We start from the raw sequence: 16,837 nt of genomic DNA, 5'->3' as shown, positions 1-16,837 counted from the left end.
TTGTGCAGTCATGGTTTTTTTATATGGAAAATTAGGAGGAAGTTAAATTGAATTTAATCGAAAAATATGGTTGGAATAATAAATGGGAAGAAAAAATGTTTGGTAAAGGAATTGTGGGTCGTGTTTTACTTGAGCACAAACACTTATATCGTGTCATAACAAATGAAGGTGAATGGCTATGCTCTCTTTCGGGGAAATTCAAGTTTGACCATGACCGAGAAGCATTTCCCGCAGTAGGGGATTGGGTTGTGATGGAGCAAATGCCTGGTGAAGAAAAAGGAATTATTCAGGAAGTGCTCCCCCGCAGTTCACAGTTTTCAAGAAAAGTAGCTGGTCAAACAACGGATATTCAGTTAATCGCTGTCAACGTTGATTATGTATTTCTTGTTATGTCTCTTAATGATGACTTTAATGTACGTCGTTTAGAGAGATATTTATTAGCAGCATGGGATTCAGGTGCTGCACCTGTTGTTGTGTTAACAAAAAAAGATGCATGTGACGACTTGGCCTATTATATGAATGAAGTAGAATCAGTTGCCTTTGGTGTAGATGTGTTTGCAGTGAGTAGTGTGACGAGCGAGGGAATTGATCATCTTGCTACACTATTATCTGCAGGTAAAACAGGCGCACTTTTAGGTTCCTCGGGAGTTGGTAAATCCTCGTTGATCAATGCATTATCTGGGGAAGAAGTAATGGTGGTTAGTGATATTCGAGAAGATGATAGTAAAGGGCGTCATACGACAACACATCGTGAATTATCGTTGCTCCCAGGAGGAGGTCTTTTAATAGACACCCCTGGGATGCGAGAATTTCAATTATGGGATAGCGCGGAAGGTGTAAGTGCTAGCTTTAAAGACATTGAGGAGTTAGCAGAAGGATGTCGCTTTAGGGACTGTCAACATAAAAAAGAACCTGGTTGTGCGATTCAAGAAGCAATATCTAACGGTACACTCAAAGAAGAACGATATAGGAGTTATATAAAATTATTAAGAGAGCTTGCCCATATCGAACGAAAAAATAATGTTGTTGCCAAAAAAACAGAAGCGAATAAGTGGAAGCAAATTACGAAAAATAACCGGAAAAATTATATAAAGAAAAAATAAGGCATATTAACTTCACTATATCTTTTAAGTGTTAGCCTGAAATTAGAATAACCCAAAACTACTAATCGCTCTGGTTAGTAGTTTTTTTTATGAAAAGAAATTATATAAAATGGGTATGCTTATAATCTAGAGTTCGAGTTGTTTTTTTTCGCCTTCGTCTTCATCTTACTTCACCACAAGAATTCCCGCGGTAATAGTGTATCCAATATTTAGTCCAAAGCAAAAAAGACAATATGCTTTGCCGAAATAATGAATTAGTGCTTATAACGAGTGTTTAGACGGAGTTGCATGAGGCGCTGATAAGTGAAGCCTTTCAACTCGCTAGAGCTTGATTTTTTATTTGTTTTTCATTTTATTAACAATTTAAAAAGAGCATATAATTCATTGGGTAGATGAATAGAGCTGGTGGAACCTAAAAAAAATAGATAGTATCCATTGATAAAGAAGCGTTGAGCGGACGAAATTGACTCTTCGTTCGCTTTTAAAAGAATAGGAAAGGATTTATTCTCTCATTAACCACACCTTACTCACCTAGTCTCTACGTAATTCAAGAGGGCAACGAACAAGTATTTGCCACAAGATTACCGAAAAAAATGTAGCCTACGTTTCGTCTAAAGTACTCAGGGAATAGTAAAGATAGTATGCACGTAAAGGACATTTACGTTTTTTTAAGTGAAAGAGGAAGAAATTAGAACTTGGAATTTCTCTTTGGTAAACAATCCAAAAATTTTTCATTCCCTAATGTTGTGGGTGTTAAATCATGTGTATTTCTTAAAAATCGTATCAATTGCACATAAATAATTTTCTCGTTATAATATAGTCAAAGTTAGTCAAAGTCAGTTTGCGAGAAGAGGTGAGAAGATGAAAAATATATCTGACATAATTGAAGGTTATTTAAAGTCTATTATAGAAGAAGAGAGTAAGGGACAAATTGAAATAAAAAGAAGTGAAATTGCAGAAAAGTTTCAATGTGTTCCTTCTCAGATCAACTATGTGATAAATACCCGTTTTACCCAAGATCGCGGTTATTTAGTGGAAAGTAAGCGCGGTGGTGGGGGATATATTCGAATTCTCCGCGTACGTGCGCATACAAAGGCTGATTTGATTGAGCATATAATACAAAGCCTAGAAAACGGGGCGTCTGAATCCATGACAGAAGACATCGTTTTCAGATTAATTGACGAAGAGGTTATATCCAAACGAGAAGCAAAGCTCATTTTAGCGGGTCTTAATCGAACTACACTTGCAATTCCACTACCTGTGAGAGATGAATTACGCTCGCGTATATTATGTGCCATGTTGCTAACATTAAAATATGAAATAAAGTGAAGGTAAACGGGGTGTTGAAAAGTGATTTGTGAAAATTGTAAGCAGAGACCAGCTAAAGTAACTGTTACGCAAGTGCATAACGGTGAACACTTTGAAAGACATTATTGTGAGAATTGTGCCAATAGTCTCCACCCGTTTTACGTAGAGTATAAACAAGATCCGTTATCTCTACACCAGCTATTATCAAACTGGTTTAATCATGCAGAACAGCAACCAGTACACCCAAAACAAGATAGGCCAAAACTAGTTTGCGATGAATGCGGTTGGTCCATCCAACGATTTTTAGATGAAGGGAAATTTGGGTGTGCCTCTTGCTATAATAGTTTCCGTAAACAGTTGCCAAATGTATTAAAGCGATTGCATAACGGAAACGTTACACATATAGGAAAAGCACCAGGAGCTCTAGGTGAAAAATTAGAACTGAAAAAAAGGATTGAAGCTATTCGTTCGCAAATGAAGGAAGCCATTGAAACAGAACGTTTCGAGGAAGCTGCTAAGTTAAGAGACGAGGCAAGAGAGCTTGAAAGTAGGATTGCATCCGGAGGTGACGAAACGCATGTCAATTGAACGTTTTTTAGATAATTCTCCTTCTAGTTGGATGGCTGGTAGCGGAGATCATTCGGATATCGTCATGAGTACGCGAATTCGGCTAGCCAGAAACTTAAATGGGTACCGATTTCCATTGGCATTTACCGAAGATGAAGCGCATAAAATTGACCAATCAGTTTCAGCGACTCTTTTGGATGCAGATGAAGAAATACAAATGAACTTCTCCTCTATTCAAATAAAAGATTTATCCGAATTAAGTCGGCAAGTATTAGTAGAAAAACACCTTATTAGTCCTAAGCTAGCCAATTCACCGATGACTGGGTCGGTTTTACTATCCGACGATGAATCGGTGAGTGTGATGGTTAATGAGGAAGACCATATTCGAATTCAATGCTTGTTTCCTGGACTTCAGATTCAAGAAGCATATGCACAAGCGGATACAATCGATCGATTACTAGATAAAGAATTACCATATGCATTTGATGAGCAATTTGGTTATTTGACAAGTTGCCCTACTAATACTGGTACTGGGTTGCGTGCATCCGTAATGATGCATTTACCAGCGTTAACAATGACGAAACAAATGAACAGGATCGTTACAATCATTTCGAGACTAGGAATGGTCGTAAGAGGAATATACGGCGAGGGCAGTGAAGCTCTTGGTAACGTTTACCAAGTATCCAATCAAACAACGCTGGGCAAAACAGAAGAGGATATTTTATCGGATCTTCAAAGTATTACAGAACAAATCATACAAAAAGAAAAAGAAGCAAGAAGTGCACTATTAAGCCATTCTGCCAATACACTAGAAGATCGGTTATACCGTTCATTGGGAACTTTGTCTTATGCTCGTATAATAACGACGGAGGAAGCAGCTAGGTGCTTGTCGGATGTACGTTTAGGAATAGATATAGGGCTCATAAAAGATGTAGATGTGACTATTTTGAATGAATGCATGGTTTTTATGCAACCAGGGTTTCTACAAAAGTATGCAGAAACCACTTTGAATGCTTCGGAGCGAGATACGTTTCGGGCAAAGTTATTAAGGGAACGTTTGCAAATGGGAGAAAATCCGAAAACAAAAGGAGAGGAACTAGCATGATGTTTAATCGATTTACACAAAGATCTCAAAAGGTATTACAACTAGCGCAAGAAGAAGCTATTCGCTTAAAGCATGAATCAATTGGAACAGAACATATATTACTTGGACTAATAAGAGAAGGAAGCGGCATTGCAGCCAAAGCATTGGAAGCGATAGAAGTAGATCCGAAAGCTATTGAAGCTGGAATTGAAGAGTTAGTGGGAACGGGAGCAGAAGAAGTTGGTCCAATCGTTCACTACACACCCCGTGCCAAAAAAGTGATCGAACTTTCCGTAGATGAGTCACGAAAGCTTGGTCATTCCTATATTGGAACGGAGCATTTACTACTTGCGTTAATCCGTGAAGGAGAAGGCGTTGCTGCAAGGGTTTTAAATAATGCAGGAGTTAGCTTAAATAAAGCTCGTCAACAAGTACTTCAATTGTTAGGGAGTACCGATCAATCTCATAGTAATGGGAGTAATAGTGCCGCGCCTGCTAGTACTCCAACATTAGATGGGTTAGCACGAGATTTAACACAAATAGCGAGAGAAGGTACATTAGATCCTGTTATTGGTCGAAGCAAAGAAATTACGCGTGTGATTGAAATCTTGGCACGACGTACAAAAAATAACCCTGTTTTAATTGGTGAACCAGGGGTAGGTAAAACGGCCATTGCCGAAGGGCTTGCGCAACAAATTGTACAAAATGAAGTACCAGAAATTTTGCGTGATAAACGGGTAATGACACTTGACATGGGGACGGTCGTAGCTGGCACTAAATACCGTGGTGAATTTGAAGATCGTTTGAAAAAAGTAATGGATGAAATTCGCCAAGCTGGAAATGTTATTTTATTCATCGATGAACTCCATACATTAATCGGAGCTGGTGGAGCAGAAGGGGCAATTGATGCTTCTAATATTTTGAAACCTGCGCTAGCGCGTGGTGAAATTCAATGTATCGGTGCCACTACATTAGACGAGTATCGTAAATATATTGAAAAAGATGCAGCGCTTGAACGCCGTTTCCAACCAATTCAAGTAGATGAACCTTCTGTGGACGAAGCGATTCAAATTATATATGGATTGCGAGATCGTTACGAAGCGCATCATCGTGTAAAAATTACGAACGAAGCGGTTGAAGCAGCAGTTAAAATGTCAGACCGTTATATTTCGGATCGCTTTTTACCTGACAAAGCAATTGATTTAATCGATGAAGCCGGTTCAAAAGTTCGTCTGCGCTCATATACAACTCCTCCTAATTTAAAAGAATTAGAAGCAAAATTAGAAGCAGTTCGCTCGGAGAAAAATGCAGCGGTACAAAGTCAAGAGTTTGAAAAAGCTGCATCTTTCAGGGACAAAGAACAAAAAATAAAAGATGAGCTAGAAAAAATGAAAGACTCATGGAAAGAAAAACAAGGTAAAGAAGAGTCTGAAGTGACAGTGGAAGATATTGCGTCCGTTGTTTCTATGTGGACGGGGGTTCCTGTATCCAAACTTGCACAAACGGAATCTGAAAAGTTATTAAAATTAGAAGATAAGCTACATGAAAGAGTAATTGGCCAAGCAGAAGCTGTTGATGCAATTTCTCGTGCAATTCGTCGCGCTCGTGCAGGCTTGAAAGATCCAAAACGTCCGATTGGTTCATTTATTTTCCTTGGTCCTACTGGTGTAGGTAAAACGGAACTTGCACGTGCTCTCGCAGAAGTGATGTTTGGTGATGAAGATGCAATGATTCGGGTAGATATGTCTGAGTATATGGAAAAACATTCTACTTCACGTCTTGTAGGTTCCCCTCCAGGTTATGTTGGATTTGATGATGGAGGTCAATTGACGGAGAAAGTACGCCGTAAACCTTACTCTGTTATTTTGTTAGACGAAATAGAAAAAGCGCATCCTGATGTATTTAATATTCTTCTTCAGGTATTAGAAGATGGTCGTTTAACAGACTCCAAAGGGCGTACAGTCGATTTTCGTAATACAGTTGTTATCATGACATCTAATGTTGGTGCGGATGCGCTTAAATACAATAAGTACGTTGGATTTAACTTACAAGAAGGTGGAAAAACAGATTATAAAGATATGAAAAGTAAAATGTTAGAGGAATTGAAAAAAGCATTCCGACCTGAGTTCTTAAACCGTTTAGATGAAATGATCGTGTTCCACTCGCTAGAAAGAGAACATTTAAAACGAATTGTTTCGTTAATGACGCAACAATTAGCGCAACGTTTAAAAGAGCAAGGTATTGAACTAGAGTTAACAGAAGCCGCTCAAGAAAAGATTACGACAGAAGGGTACGATCCTGCATATGGTGCTAGACCACTACGTCGAGCATTGCAAAAGCATGTGGAAGATCGATTATCCGAAGAACTTCTTAAAGGTGAAGTACTAGCTGGCCAACATGTTGTGTTTGATGTGGAGAATGATGAATTTGTCGTTCGTACAAAAGCGATAGTAACAGAGGTTTAAAATAATGGGCATTCCAAACGCTAAGTAAGGAATGCCTTTTTTTACATAGGAGGAACAAATGGCAAAACGAAAAACGAAGTTTATGTGTAATTCTTGCGGTTATGAGTCTGCCAAATGGATGGGAAGATGTCCAGGATGCGGAGAATGGAATACGATGGTAGAAGAGTTGGAGGTTGTTTCAAAAGGACCAAAACGATCTTTTCAACATTCTACTGGAGTAGCTCAGAAAGCCACACCAATTATTGCGGTGGAGACAGCGGATGAACCGAGAGTAGAAACGGAACTCATGGAGTTGAATCGAGTACTTGGCGGTGGAATTGTGCCTGGTTCCCTTATATTAATAGGTGGAGATCCGGGAATCGGAAAGTCGACTTTGCTTTTACAAGTTTCTGCACTGCTCGCAAATAAGGGAGAGCGCGTGTTATATATTTCAGGTGAGGAATCGATTAGACAGACGAAGCTTCGCGCCGAGCGTTTGGGTGTCACATCTGCTGAACTGTATATATATTCTGAAACAAATTTAGAATTAATCAATGAAACGATTGATAGTGTGGAGCCTAGATTTGTTATTGTCGACTCCATTCAAACTGTACATCATCCGGAAGTGACAAGTGCTCCAGGAAGTGTGTCTCAAGTGCGGGAATGTACAGCTGAACTAATGCGCATTGCTAAAACAAAAAATATAGCAATTTTCTTAGTAGGACATGTAACGAAAGAGGGACAAATTGCTGGACCACGTTTATTGGAACATATGGTAGATACGGTTTTATATTTTGAGGGAGAACGACATCATACATACCGAATTTTACGGTCACAAAAAAATAGATTTGGTTCAACAAATGAAATTGCTATTTTTGAGATGGTGCAGCAAGGTTTAAAAGAAGTGTTGAATCCATCTGAACTATTTTTGCAAGAGCGTTCACACGGAGCAGCTGGCTCAGCCATTGTTGCTTCGATGGAAGGGACAAGACCCATCTTGGTTGAAATTCAAGCACTAGTTACGCAATCTAGTTTTAATTATCCAAAACGAATGGCAACAGGAATCGATCAAAATAGAATTTCTTTACTCATGGCAGTATTAGAAAAACGTATGGGATTACTTTTGCAAACACAAGATGCTTATATAAAAGTTGCGGGTGGAGTTAAATTAGACGAACCTGCGATTGATTTAGCCGTCCTAGTAAGTATCGTATCCAGTTTCCGGGACACAGGAGTAGCACCTACCGATTGTTTTGTGGGGGAGGTAGGACTAACTGGCGAAGTGAGACGAGTATCGAGAATTGAGCAAAGAGTGCAAGAGGCGACCAAATTAGGTTTTAAACGCATCGTGATTCCTGCATCCAATTTAGGTGGCTGGGATTATCCAAAAGGTATTCAAGTAATTGGGGTAGAAACGGTAAATGAAGTCATGAAAGAAGCTTTTCGGTAATCAATTTTAAGTAGTTCTTCTATACGTTTAACTTAACTAACAGGAGTAACTGTCTACTCCTGTTTAACATAATAGACGTAGAATGAAGGTTGGCGGTATAATAAAAGGTAAATGGAGGTGGGATGTTTGTTAAAATGGATTATTCAAATTGCATTCATTTTAATAGGAGGTACATTAGGGTTAATATTTTTACCGCACTTATACGAAATAATAAATTTATCTGATAACCCATGGATTCAAAATCCTTATGTATCTGTTATTATTGGTGCAATCATACTGTATATTGCTGCATTTTTTTTAACAGACTACTTAATTAACTTTATTCGTTGGATGGAAGAACGTCTCTTAATGGCGCCGATAGGTGATCTGCTATTTGGGACAATTGGACTTGTCATTGGGTTAATTGTAGCGTTTCTACTCGGAACGGCTATTAACAATATAGTTATTCTAGGTATTGGATCGGTTGTTCCGGTTTTATTATCTATTGTGCTTGGGTATTTAGGTTTTCAAGTAGGTTTTAAAAAACGGGACGAGTTACTACAAGTTTTCACTACTGCCAAACAACCTGGGCAAAAGAAAAAAGGTTCAGACGATGAGGAACAGGATTTAAGTTTGGGGACGTATAAACTTCTCGATACAAGTGTCATTATAGATGGACGTATTGCGGATATTTCAAAGACTGGTTTTATGGAAGGTGTATTGGTAGTTCCACAGTTTGTACTTACGGAACTACAGCATATTGCAGATTCATCTGACACCTTAAAAAGAACAAGAGGACGTCGTGGACTAGATGTGTTAAAAACATTGCAAACGGAACGTGCTTCCGCTGTATTAATTGTGGAAGAAGATTTTGAAGACATACAAGAAGTAGACTTAAAACTTATGCGTTTGGCGAAGAAAATGAATGGAATTGTGGTGACGAATGATTTCAACTTAAATAAAGTTTGTGACCTTCATCAAGTGCGCGTTCTTAACATTAATGATCTTGCAAATGCAGTCAAGCCAGTCGTTATTCCCGGGGAAATAATGCATGTAGTCGTTATTAAAGACGGCAAAGAGCATAACCAAGGTGTCGCTTACTTAGACGACGGAACGATGATTGTAGTTGAAGGTGGCAAAGTGTATATTGGACAAGCGATTAATGTGGAAGTGACGAGCGTTCTTCAAACTTCTGCAGGTCGAATGATTTTCGCGAAACCACAAGACTCAAAATAATGGAAGGGGTAGTTTCCTAAGATTTAGTAGGAAAACGCCCTTTTTCTATTGGTAACAGGAGGAGAAGTATTTGATGTATACGGTGTTATTGCCTGCAGCAGGTAGTGGAAAGCGCATGGGAGCAGGTCAAAATAAACTGTTTTTAGAATTGAGACAGATTCCTATTTTAATACATACTTTGCGTGTTTTTGAGCAAGATTCGAAGTGTAAATCTATCGTATTGGCAGTAAAAAAAGAAGAACAAACATTTATTGAGCAGATGTTGATAAAACATCATATTACAAAAGTGGTCGCTATTACAGAAGGCGGAGCAGAGAGACAACATAGCGTATACGCGTGTCTAAAATCCTCTCCAGACCAAGGCATTGTACTTGTGCATGATGCGGCAAGACCTTTTATTAAACAAGTAGTTATTCATCAACTTGTCCAAACTGCTGAGGAATCGGGAGCAGCAGTAGCGGCAGTTCGTGCAAAGGATACAATGAAAAAAGTAGAAAATGGTATAATTCAAGAAACGGTGGATCGGGAAAGTTTATGGGTTATCCAAACGCCACAAGCTTTTCAGTATGCACTATTAGAAAAAGCTGAGCGTCTTGCGGACAAAGATTGCTTTTTGGGTACTGATGAAGCGATGCTTGTCGAACGTCTAGGAGAGCAAGTGCACATTGTGGAAAGTACGTATGATAATGTAAAGATGACGACAAAAGAAGATCTTCTTTTGGGGGAAGTAATATTAAACAAACATAAGCAGGGGGATTAATAAAATGATACGAATTGGTCAAGGGTTTGATGTACATGAATTTGCAGATAATCGCCCGTTAATTATTGGAGGAATTGCAATTCCTTACGAGAGAGGGCTTATTGGACATTCGGATGCAGATGTGTTGCTCCATACGATTACAGATGCAGCTCTAGGAGCAATAGGAGAAGGAGATATTGGGAGACACTTCCCTGATACCGATCCAGATTTTAAAGACGCGGATTCAGCTAAATTACTGGAACATATTTGGAAAATCGTAGATGCTCGTGGTTATAAGTTGGGAAATATTGATTGTACTATTATTGCGCAAAAGCCGAAAATGGCTCCGCATATTGAAACGATCCGTGCACGGGTTGCAGAGCTTCTTCAGGCGCATGTTAGTCAAGTGAATGTAAAAGCAACGACAACAGAAAAATTAGGTTTTACAGGTCGTGAAGAAGGTATAGCTTCGATGGCAACTATTTTACTTGTAAAGAAAGACTAACTTTAAAAAGCACAGTAGCAATGGTAAAATAAATAAAGTTTACATGCTCGAAAACTAGGAGGATATTACAATGACACAAGAAGTTCGCGTACGATATGCACCAAGTCCAACGGGGTTTTTACATATTGGAGGAGCACGTACAGCATTATTTAACTATTTATATGCACGCCATCATAACGGAAAATTTATCGTTCGTATCGAGGATACAGACATTGAACGCAATGTAGAGGGTGGCGAATTATCACAACTCGAAAACTTAAAATGGTTAGGTATTGAATATGATGAATCCGTTGACATCGGTGGACCTTATGCACCGTATCGCCAAATGGAACGCCTGGATATTTACATGAAGCATGCGGAAGAAATGCTAGCAAATGGACATGCCTATAAATGTTTCTGTACGTCAGAGGAATTAGAAGCTGATCGTGAAGTACAAAGAGAAAAAGGTGTAGCAGCCCCTATGTATAATGGGAAATGTCGCCATTTATCAGCTGAAGAAGTACAAGTAAAAGAAGCTGCAGGTTTGCCATTTACAATTCGTATGCGTGTACCAGATAACGTAACATACACATTTGAGGATTTAGTTCGTGGTTCGGTTACATTTGAATCGAAAGATGTTGGAGATTGGGTACTTGTGAAAGCAAATGGAATCCCAACGTATAACTACGCGGTAGTATTAGATGACTACTTTATGAAGATTTCACATGTATTCCGTGGAGAAGAACATCTATCTAATACACCAAAACAATTAATGGTATTTGACGCATTTGGATGGGAATATCCGAAGTACGGACATATGACCTTAATTATTAATGAAAGTCGTAAAAAGCTATCGAAACGTGATGAGTCCATTATTCAATTTGTCACTCAATACAAAGATCTTGGTTACTTACCTGAAGCAATGTTCAACTTCTTTGCACTTTTAGGATGGTCTCCTGAAGGGGAAGATGAAATTTTCTCGAAAGAGGAATTCATTAATATTTTTGATGTAAATCGTTTATCTAAATCACCGTCAATGTTTGATAAACAAAAGTTAACATGGATGAATAATCAATACATTAAACAATTACCACTTGAAAAAGTCGTTGAACTTGCACTTCCTCATCTACAAAAGGCAGAACTTCTTCCGGCAGAATTAAGTGCAGATGAACAAGCATGGGCAACGAAGCTGATCGCTCTTTATCATGACCAAATGAGCTTCGGAGCTGAAATCGTTGAATTATCTTCTCAGTTCTTTGATCATGAAATTGCATATACTGAAGAAGCGGCAGAAGTATTGGCTGGTGAACAAGTTCCTGAAGTTATGGCTGCATTTAAAACGCAATTAGAATCTTTAGACACTTTTGAAGCAACAGAGATTAAGGGGGCTATAAAAGCAGTTCAAAAAGAAACAGGCCATAAGGGAAAAAATCTATTCATGCCAATTCGTGTAGTGACAACTGGTCAAACGCACGGTCCTGAGTTAGCGGATGCAATCAGCCTAATCGGAAAAGAAAAAGTAATTGCTCGAGTGGCTAAATACGCAAAACAATAAGATTGACTTTCATGTAATTAGGTGTGAAAATGAGGATACAAATTCCGAACGAAATCTATAAAAAGCTAAGATGAGGAGAAGTAAGTAACGCAAGTTCTTTAGAGAGGACCATCACCGGCTGAAAGTGGTCTGAACCAATGAGTTACTGAAATGCACCTCTGAGTGCCATGCCGAACGTACGAGTAGGCTGGACGTATCATCTGCGTTAAAGATGCTAAGTGGAAAAGGTATTGTAAACACCTTTTCAATCAGAGTGGAACCGCGCCTAAAGCGTCTCTGTCTATTTTCAATAGACAGAGACGCTTTTTTTTATTTTTTTCCAAAAGGAGAGATACAGATGTTTGAGCGAATGAAAGAAGATATAGCCGTTGTGTTTGAACAGGATCCTGCAGCAACAAGTATGCTAGAAGTAGTATTAACATACTCAGGTTTACACGCTATTTGGAGCCATCGAATTGCCCACGCTCTATATAAAAAGAGGCTATTTTTCCTTGCGCGGATCATTTCGCAAATTAGCCGTTTTTTTACAGGAATCGAAATTCATCCAGGTGCTAAAATCGGCAGACGATTTTTTATTGACCACGGAATGGGTGTAGTTATTGGGGAAACTTGTGAAATTGGAGAGGATTGTACAATTTATCAAGGGGTTACATTGGGGGGGACAGGAAAAGAAAAAGGAAAAAGACATCCCACCCTTGCCGATAATGTGCTAGTAGCAACAGGTGCAAAGGTTTTAGGATCCATTACAATTGGAGAAAATAGTAAAGTGGGAGCAGGTTCTGTCGTGTTAAAAGATGTTCCGATTAACTCAACAGTTGTTGGTATTCCTGGTGTAGTCGTTATTCAAAATGGTGTGAAATTGAAGCGGAATTTAAATCATCAAGATCTACCGGATCCTTTTGCTGATAGATGCAAAAAGATGGAAAATGAAATAAAAGTGTTACAAGAAGAAATAGAGAGACTGACAAAAGTAGAGGAGATGAAAGAGTATGGCAATTCAAATTTTTAATACATTAAAACGTGAAAAAGAACCCTTTGTACCAATGGAAGAGGGAAAGGTTAAAATGTATGTGTGCGGACCAACCGTATATAACTACATTCATATTGGGAACGCCCGACCTGTAATCGTATACGATACGGTCAGAAAGTATTTAGAATATCGTGGTTATGATGTGACATACGTATCAAACTTTACTGATGTAGATGACAAAATTATTAAGGCGGCAAATGAACTCGGTGAAGACGTTTCCGATTTAACAGAACGTTTCATAAATGCTTATTTTGCAGACGTGGAAGCATTGGGCTGCAGTAGAGCAGACTCCCATCCTCGAGTAACGGATCATATGACCGAAATTATAGAGTTTATAAAAGTGCTAGAAGAAAAAGGGTATGCATATGAATCCCATGGAGATGTGTATTACCGCACAAGAAAATTTGATGGTTATGGTAAACTTTCCCACCAGTCAGTAGATGATTTGAAAATTGGCGCACGTATTGAAACGGGTGAAAAGAAAGAGGATGCGCTTGATTTTGCGTTATGGAAAGCGGCGAAACCAGGAGAAATTTTCTGGGAAAGCCCTTGGGGTTCAGGACGCCCAGGATGGCATATTGAGTGCTCAGTAATGGCGCGTGAGATTCTAGGAGACACAATTGATATTCATGCAGGTGGCCAAGATTTAACTTTCCCTCATCACGAAAATGAAATTGCGCAATCAGAAGCAAGAACTGGAAAAACCTTTGCAAGATATTGGATGCACAATGGTTATATTAATATTGATAATGAAAAGATGTCTAAATCACTCGGGAACTTTGTACTAGTTAACGATATCCGTCAGCAAATTGATCCACAAATATTAAGACTGTTCATGCTAAGTGTACATTATCGTCATCCGATTAACTACGCTGGAGATCTAGTAGAACAAGCGAAAGCTGGTCTTGAAAGAATTCGAACTTCTTATGCAAATGTGGTGCATCGCTTAAATGCAACTGCTGATTTAGGTGATCACAGTGATATTTGGCTACACAAAATCGGAGAAGTGAAAGAACAATTTATTACTGCTATGGATGATGACTTCAACACAGCGAACGGAATTGCAGCAGTATTTGAACTATCAAAGCTTGCAAATACCTATTTACTCGAAAAGCAAACTTCTGAACCAGTATTAAACCAATTCCTAATGGTTTTTGATGAACTAACATCCGTGTTAGGGCTTTCGCTTAAACAAGAGAAAGAAGTATTGGATGAAGATATCGATGCGTTAATCGAAGAGCGTAATGAAGCGAGACAAAATCGCAATTTTGCGCGAGCAGATGAAATCAGAGATCAATTAAAAGACATGAATATTATTTTAGAAGATACTGCGCAAGGTATCCGATGGAAAAGAGGATAAACTTGTGAGTAATTTTAAACTTTCTGATGTAAAACAACTAAACTCTTTAGCCTTAGCATATATGGGAGATGCTGTGTTAGAGCAAGTTGTTCGTGAGCATCTCATTCGTTCGGGGCGTGTAAAACCTAATATCTTGCATAGAGAGGCTACAAACTATGTATCAGCAAAAGCACAAGCAACAATTGTTAGAGAACTTTTAAACACTCATTTTCTGACTGAAGAAGAAGAAGCTGTATTAAGAAGAGGTCGAAATGCAAAGTCTGGAACTGTGCCGAAAAACACAGATGTTCAAACATATCATTATAGTACAGCGTTTGAAGCGGTGATAGGAAGTTTATATTTAAGTGAACAAAAAGAGCGGTTGCAGGAGTTGCTGCAATTCTCCATTGAATTTATCGACGCACAGAAAGGGGAGAAAAGTAAATGACAGAACAAACAGAGCAAACAGAACAAACAGGTGAGATTATCGCAGGGAAGAACCCTGTAGTCGAGGCGTTGCGTTCCGGGAGAGATATGAACAAGGTATGGATTGCGGAAGGTATACAAAAAAGTGGAGTCAATGAAATTATTCAATTAGCAAAAGAAGCGGGTATTATTGTTCAATTTGTTCCGAAAAAGAAGTTGGATAACTTAACGGATGCAAATCATCAAGGAATTGTTGCTTCAGTTGCTGCTTACCGTTACGCAGAGCTAGATGATTTGTTTGAACTAGCAGCTAGTAAAAAAGAGGATCCTCTTTTTATTATTTTAGATGAAATTGAAGACCCACATAATCTTGGTTCCATTATGCGTACGGCAGATGCAGTTGGAGCGCACGGGATCATTATTCCAAAAAGACGAGCTGTAGGGTTAACGGCAGTAGTTGCAAAGGCATCAACAGGTGCCATAGAGCATATCCCTGTATATCGTGCCGGCAACTTAGCACAAGCAGTGGATGAGTTAAAAACACGTGGTGTTTGGATTGCGGGAACTGATGCAGCAAAATCAACGGACTATCGAAATATGGATGCAACACTTCCGCTAGCACTTATTATTGGTAGTGAAGGAAAAGGTATGAGTCGTTTATTAAAAGATAAGTGTGACTTCTTATACCACTTGCCGATGGTCGGTCATGTGACAAGTTTAAATGCGTCTGTTGCTACCGCAATACTTTTATACGAAGTATTGCGTGTTAGACGTCCGCTTAAAGGCTAAACAGATGCAGATCCTACTTGTCGATGGCTATAATATCATCGGCGCATGGAATGAATTAAGATTATTAAAAAGCGACAAACTTTTAGATGCGAGAGACCGACTAATTGAACTAATGGCAGAATATAAAGCATTTACAGGTATTCGAGTGATTGTGGTTTTTGATGCACATCTAGTTCCGGGAGTAGAAAACAAGCAGAGGCAAAATGATGTAGAGGTAATATTTACTCGTGAAAATGAGACAGCGGATGAACGAATTGAAAAGCTTACGCAGGAATTAAGTGGTAGAAGAGTTCAAATTCACGTAGCGACTTCCGATATGACAGAGCAAAGAGTAGTTTTTGGACAAGGTGCATTAAGAAAATCTGCCCGAGAATTTGAAATCGAAATGGCTTCTATTTCATCGAATATTACGAAAAATGTGAGGCGTATCCAAGAAAACAAACCAACTTCTAAGATACCTTTAACAGAGGAAGTTGCAGAAATTTTCGAAAAATGGCGAAGAGGAATGAAATGATGCATTGACGCTGTAAATTTTCTTCCTGTATACTTGTTATATCTATTCGTATATTGCAGAGGTGACTTCATTGGAAAAGGCGGAACATAATCTACAACAATTGGATAGTTTACAAGATGAGGAACTTGTAGAGATGGTTCATCAAGGGAACACTGAAGCACTAGATTATTTAATAACGAAGTACCGCTCGTTCGTTCGTATGAAAGGCAGATCCTACTTTTTAATTGGCGCTGACAGAGAAGATATTCACCAAGAAGGCATGATTGGATTATATAAAGCAATTCGAGATTTTAAGGAAGAAAAGCTAGCATCTTTCCGAGCGTTCGCCGAGTTATGCATTACTCGACAAATTATTACAGCTATTAAAACTGCAACTCGTCAAAAGCATATTCCGCTAAACTCATATGTATCATTAGATAAACCTATCTATGATGAAGAATCTGACCGAACTTTGATGGATATGATTGCTGGTTCGGTAATAGATGACCCAGAAGAGTTAATTATAAATCGGGAAGATTATAATAGTATGGAAGAGAAAATGACGGAGATTTTAAGTGAACTGGAGCAACAAGTGCTTGTGTTATATTTAGATGGGCAGTCTTACCAAGAGATTTCAGAAGAGTTGAATAGACATGTGAAATCAATTGATAATGCGCTTCAAAGAGTGAAACGAAAATTAGAGCGTTATATGGAGATTGGTAGTAATTATGTATAAACACTGGGATTCTGTTGACACAGTTTATGTAAGATGATAATCTTTAAAAAGACTTAAACGCCAAAAAGGTGAGAA

General features: G+C 38.6%; 16 protein-coding genes and 1 other annotated feature. All 16 genes read left to right on the top strand.

Going from position 1 to position 16,837, the window contains the following annotated elements; genetic code table 11:
- Positions 1–95 precede the first annotated feature (95 nt).
- The 16 genes from rsgA to sigH all read left to right on the top strand — a co-directional run bounded on the left by rsgA (position 96) and on the right by sigH (position 16,762).
- Positions 96–1,103 carry a ribosome small subunit-dependent GTPase A gene (gene rsgA, locus PB01_RS19825; RefSeq protein WP_151702135.1) on the top strand — a complete coding sequence of 336 codons (1,008 nt, stop codon included), beginning with the start codon at positions 96–98 and terminating at the stop codon, positions 1,101–1,103.
- An 861-nt stretch (positions 1,104–1,964) separates the two neighbouring features.
- A complete protein-coding gene (locus PB01_RS19820) occupies positions 1,965–2,432 on the top strand; it encodes a CtsR family transcriptional regulator (protein ID WP_151701765.1) in 468 nt (155 codons plus the stop codon).
- Between the two features lie 21 nt (positions 2,433–2,453).
- The gene (locus tag PB01_RS19815) at positions 2,454–2,999 is read left to right on the top strand and encodes a UvrB/UvrC motif-containing protein (RefSeq protein ID WP_151701764.1); all 546 of its coding nucleotides are present in this window, start codon (positions 2,454–2,456) and stop codon (positions 2,997–2,999) included.
- Positions 2,989–4,083, top strand: coding sequence for a protein-arginine kinase McsB (locus PB01_RS19810; protein WP_151701763.1), 1,095 nt, complete (start codon positions 2,989–2,991; stop codon positions 4,081–4,083). The genes PB01_RS19815 and PB01_RS19810 overlap by 11 nt, the downstream gene beginning before the upstream one ends.
- Entirely contained in the window at positions 4,080–6,527 is a 2,448-nt protein-coding gene (locus tag PB01_RS19805; protein WP_151701762.1) for an ATP-dependent Clp protease ATP-binding subunit, read from the top strand. Before PB01_RS19810 ends, PB01_RS19805 begins: the two co-directional genes overlap by 4 nt.
- A gap of 58 nt (positions 6,528–6,585) precedes the next feature.
- Positions 6,586–7,956, top strand: a complete 1,371-nt coding sequence (gene radA, locus PB01_RS19800) for a DNA repair protein RadA (RefSeq protein WP_151701761.1) — start codon at positions 6,586–6,588, stop codon at positions 7,954–7,956.
- 126 nt (positions 7,957–8,082) lie between these two features.
- Positions 8,083–9,171 carry a PIN/TRAM domain-containing protein gene (locus PB01_RS19795; protein ID WP_151701760.1) on the top strand — a complete coding sequence of 363 codons (1,089 nt, stop codon included), beginning with the start codon at positions 8,083–8,085 and terminating at the stop codon, positions 9,169–9,171.
- 70 nt (positions 9,172–9,241) lie between these two features.
- Positions 9,242–9,931: a 2-C-methyl-D-erythritol 4-phosphate cytidylyltransferase gene (gene ispD / locus PB01_RS19790; RefSeq protein ID WP_151701759.1), complete on the top strand. Its 690-nt coding sequence runs from the start codon at positions 9,242–9,244 to the stop codon at positions 9,929–9,931.
- Between the two features lie 4 nt (positions 9,932–9,935).
- The gene (gene ispF, locus PB01_RS19785) at positions 9,936–10,415 is read left to right on the top strand and encodes a 2-C-methyl-D-erythritol 2,4-cyclodiphosphate synthase (RefSeq protein ID WP_151701758.1); all 480 of its coding nucleotides are present in this window, start codon (positions 9,936–9,938) and stop codon (positions 10,413–10,415) included.
- Between the two features lie 70 nt (positions 10,416–10,485).
- Positions 10,486–11,949, top strand: a complete 1,464-nt coding sequence (gene gltX, locus PB01_RS19780) for a glutamate--tRNA ligase (protein ID WP_151701757.1) — start codon at positions 10,486–10,488, stop codon at positions 11,947–11,949.
- A 58-nt stretch (positions 11,950–12,007) separates the two neighbouring features.
- Positions 12,008–12,230, top strand: a binding site (T-box leader).
- 56 nt (positions 12,231–12,286) lie between these two features.
- Positions 12,287–12,958 carry a serine O-acetyltransferase gene (cysE, locus tag PB01_RS19775; RefSeq protein ID WP_151701756.1) on the top strand — a complete coding sequence of 224 codons (672 nt, stop codon included), beginning with the start codon at positions 12,287–12,289 and terminating at the stop codon, positions 12,956–12,958.
- Entirely contained in the window at positions 12,939–14,339 is a 1,401-nt protein-coding gene (gene cysS, locus PB01_RS19770) for a cysteine--tRNA ligase (RefSeq protein WP_151701755.1), read from the top strand. The genes cysE and cysS overlap by 20 nt, the downstream gene beginning before the upstream one ends.
- A gap of 4 nt (positions 14,340–14,343) precedes the next feature.
- Positions 14,344–14,766: a Mini-ribonuclease 3 gene (locus PB01_RS19765; protein WP_404815094.1), complete on the top strand. Its 423-nt coding sequence runs from the start codon at positions 14,344–14,346 to the stop codon at positions 14,764–14,766.
- Positions 14,763–15,533, top strand: a complete 771-nt coding sequence (gene rlmB, locus PB01_RS19760; protein ID WP_151701754.1) for a 23S rRNA (guanosine(2251)-2'-O)-methyltransferase RlmB — start codon at positions 14,763–14,765, stop codon at positions 15,531–15,533. The genes PB01_RS19765 and rlmB overlap by 4 nt, the downstream gene beginning before the upstream one ends.
- 4 nt (positions 15,534–15,537) lie before the next feature.
- A complete protein-coding gene (locus tag PB01_RS19755) occupies positions 15,538–16,047 on the top strand; it encodes an NYN domain-containing protein (RefSeq protein ID WP_151701753.1) in 510 nt (169 codons plus the stop codon).
- A 70-nt stretch (positions 16,048–16,117) separates the two neighbouring features.
- Positions 16,118–16,762: an RNA polymerase sporulation sigma factor SigH gene (sigH, locus tag PB01_RS19750; protein WP_151701752.1), complete on the top strand. Its 645-nt coding sequence runs from the start codon at positions 16,118–16,120 to the stop codon at positions 16,760–16,762.
- The last annotated feature ends 75 nt before the right edge of the window (positions 16,763–16,837 follow it).

Origin of the sequence: Psychrobacillus glaciei, assembly GCF_008973485.1 — a bacterium.
Taxonomy (GTDB): Bacteria; Bacillota; Bacilli; order Bacillales_A; family Planococcaceae; genus Psychrobacillus; species Psychrobacillus glaciei.
This window is presented reverse-complemented; position numbering and strand designations above follow the sequence as displayed.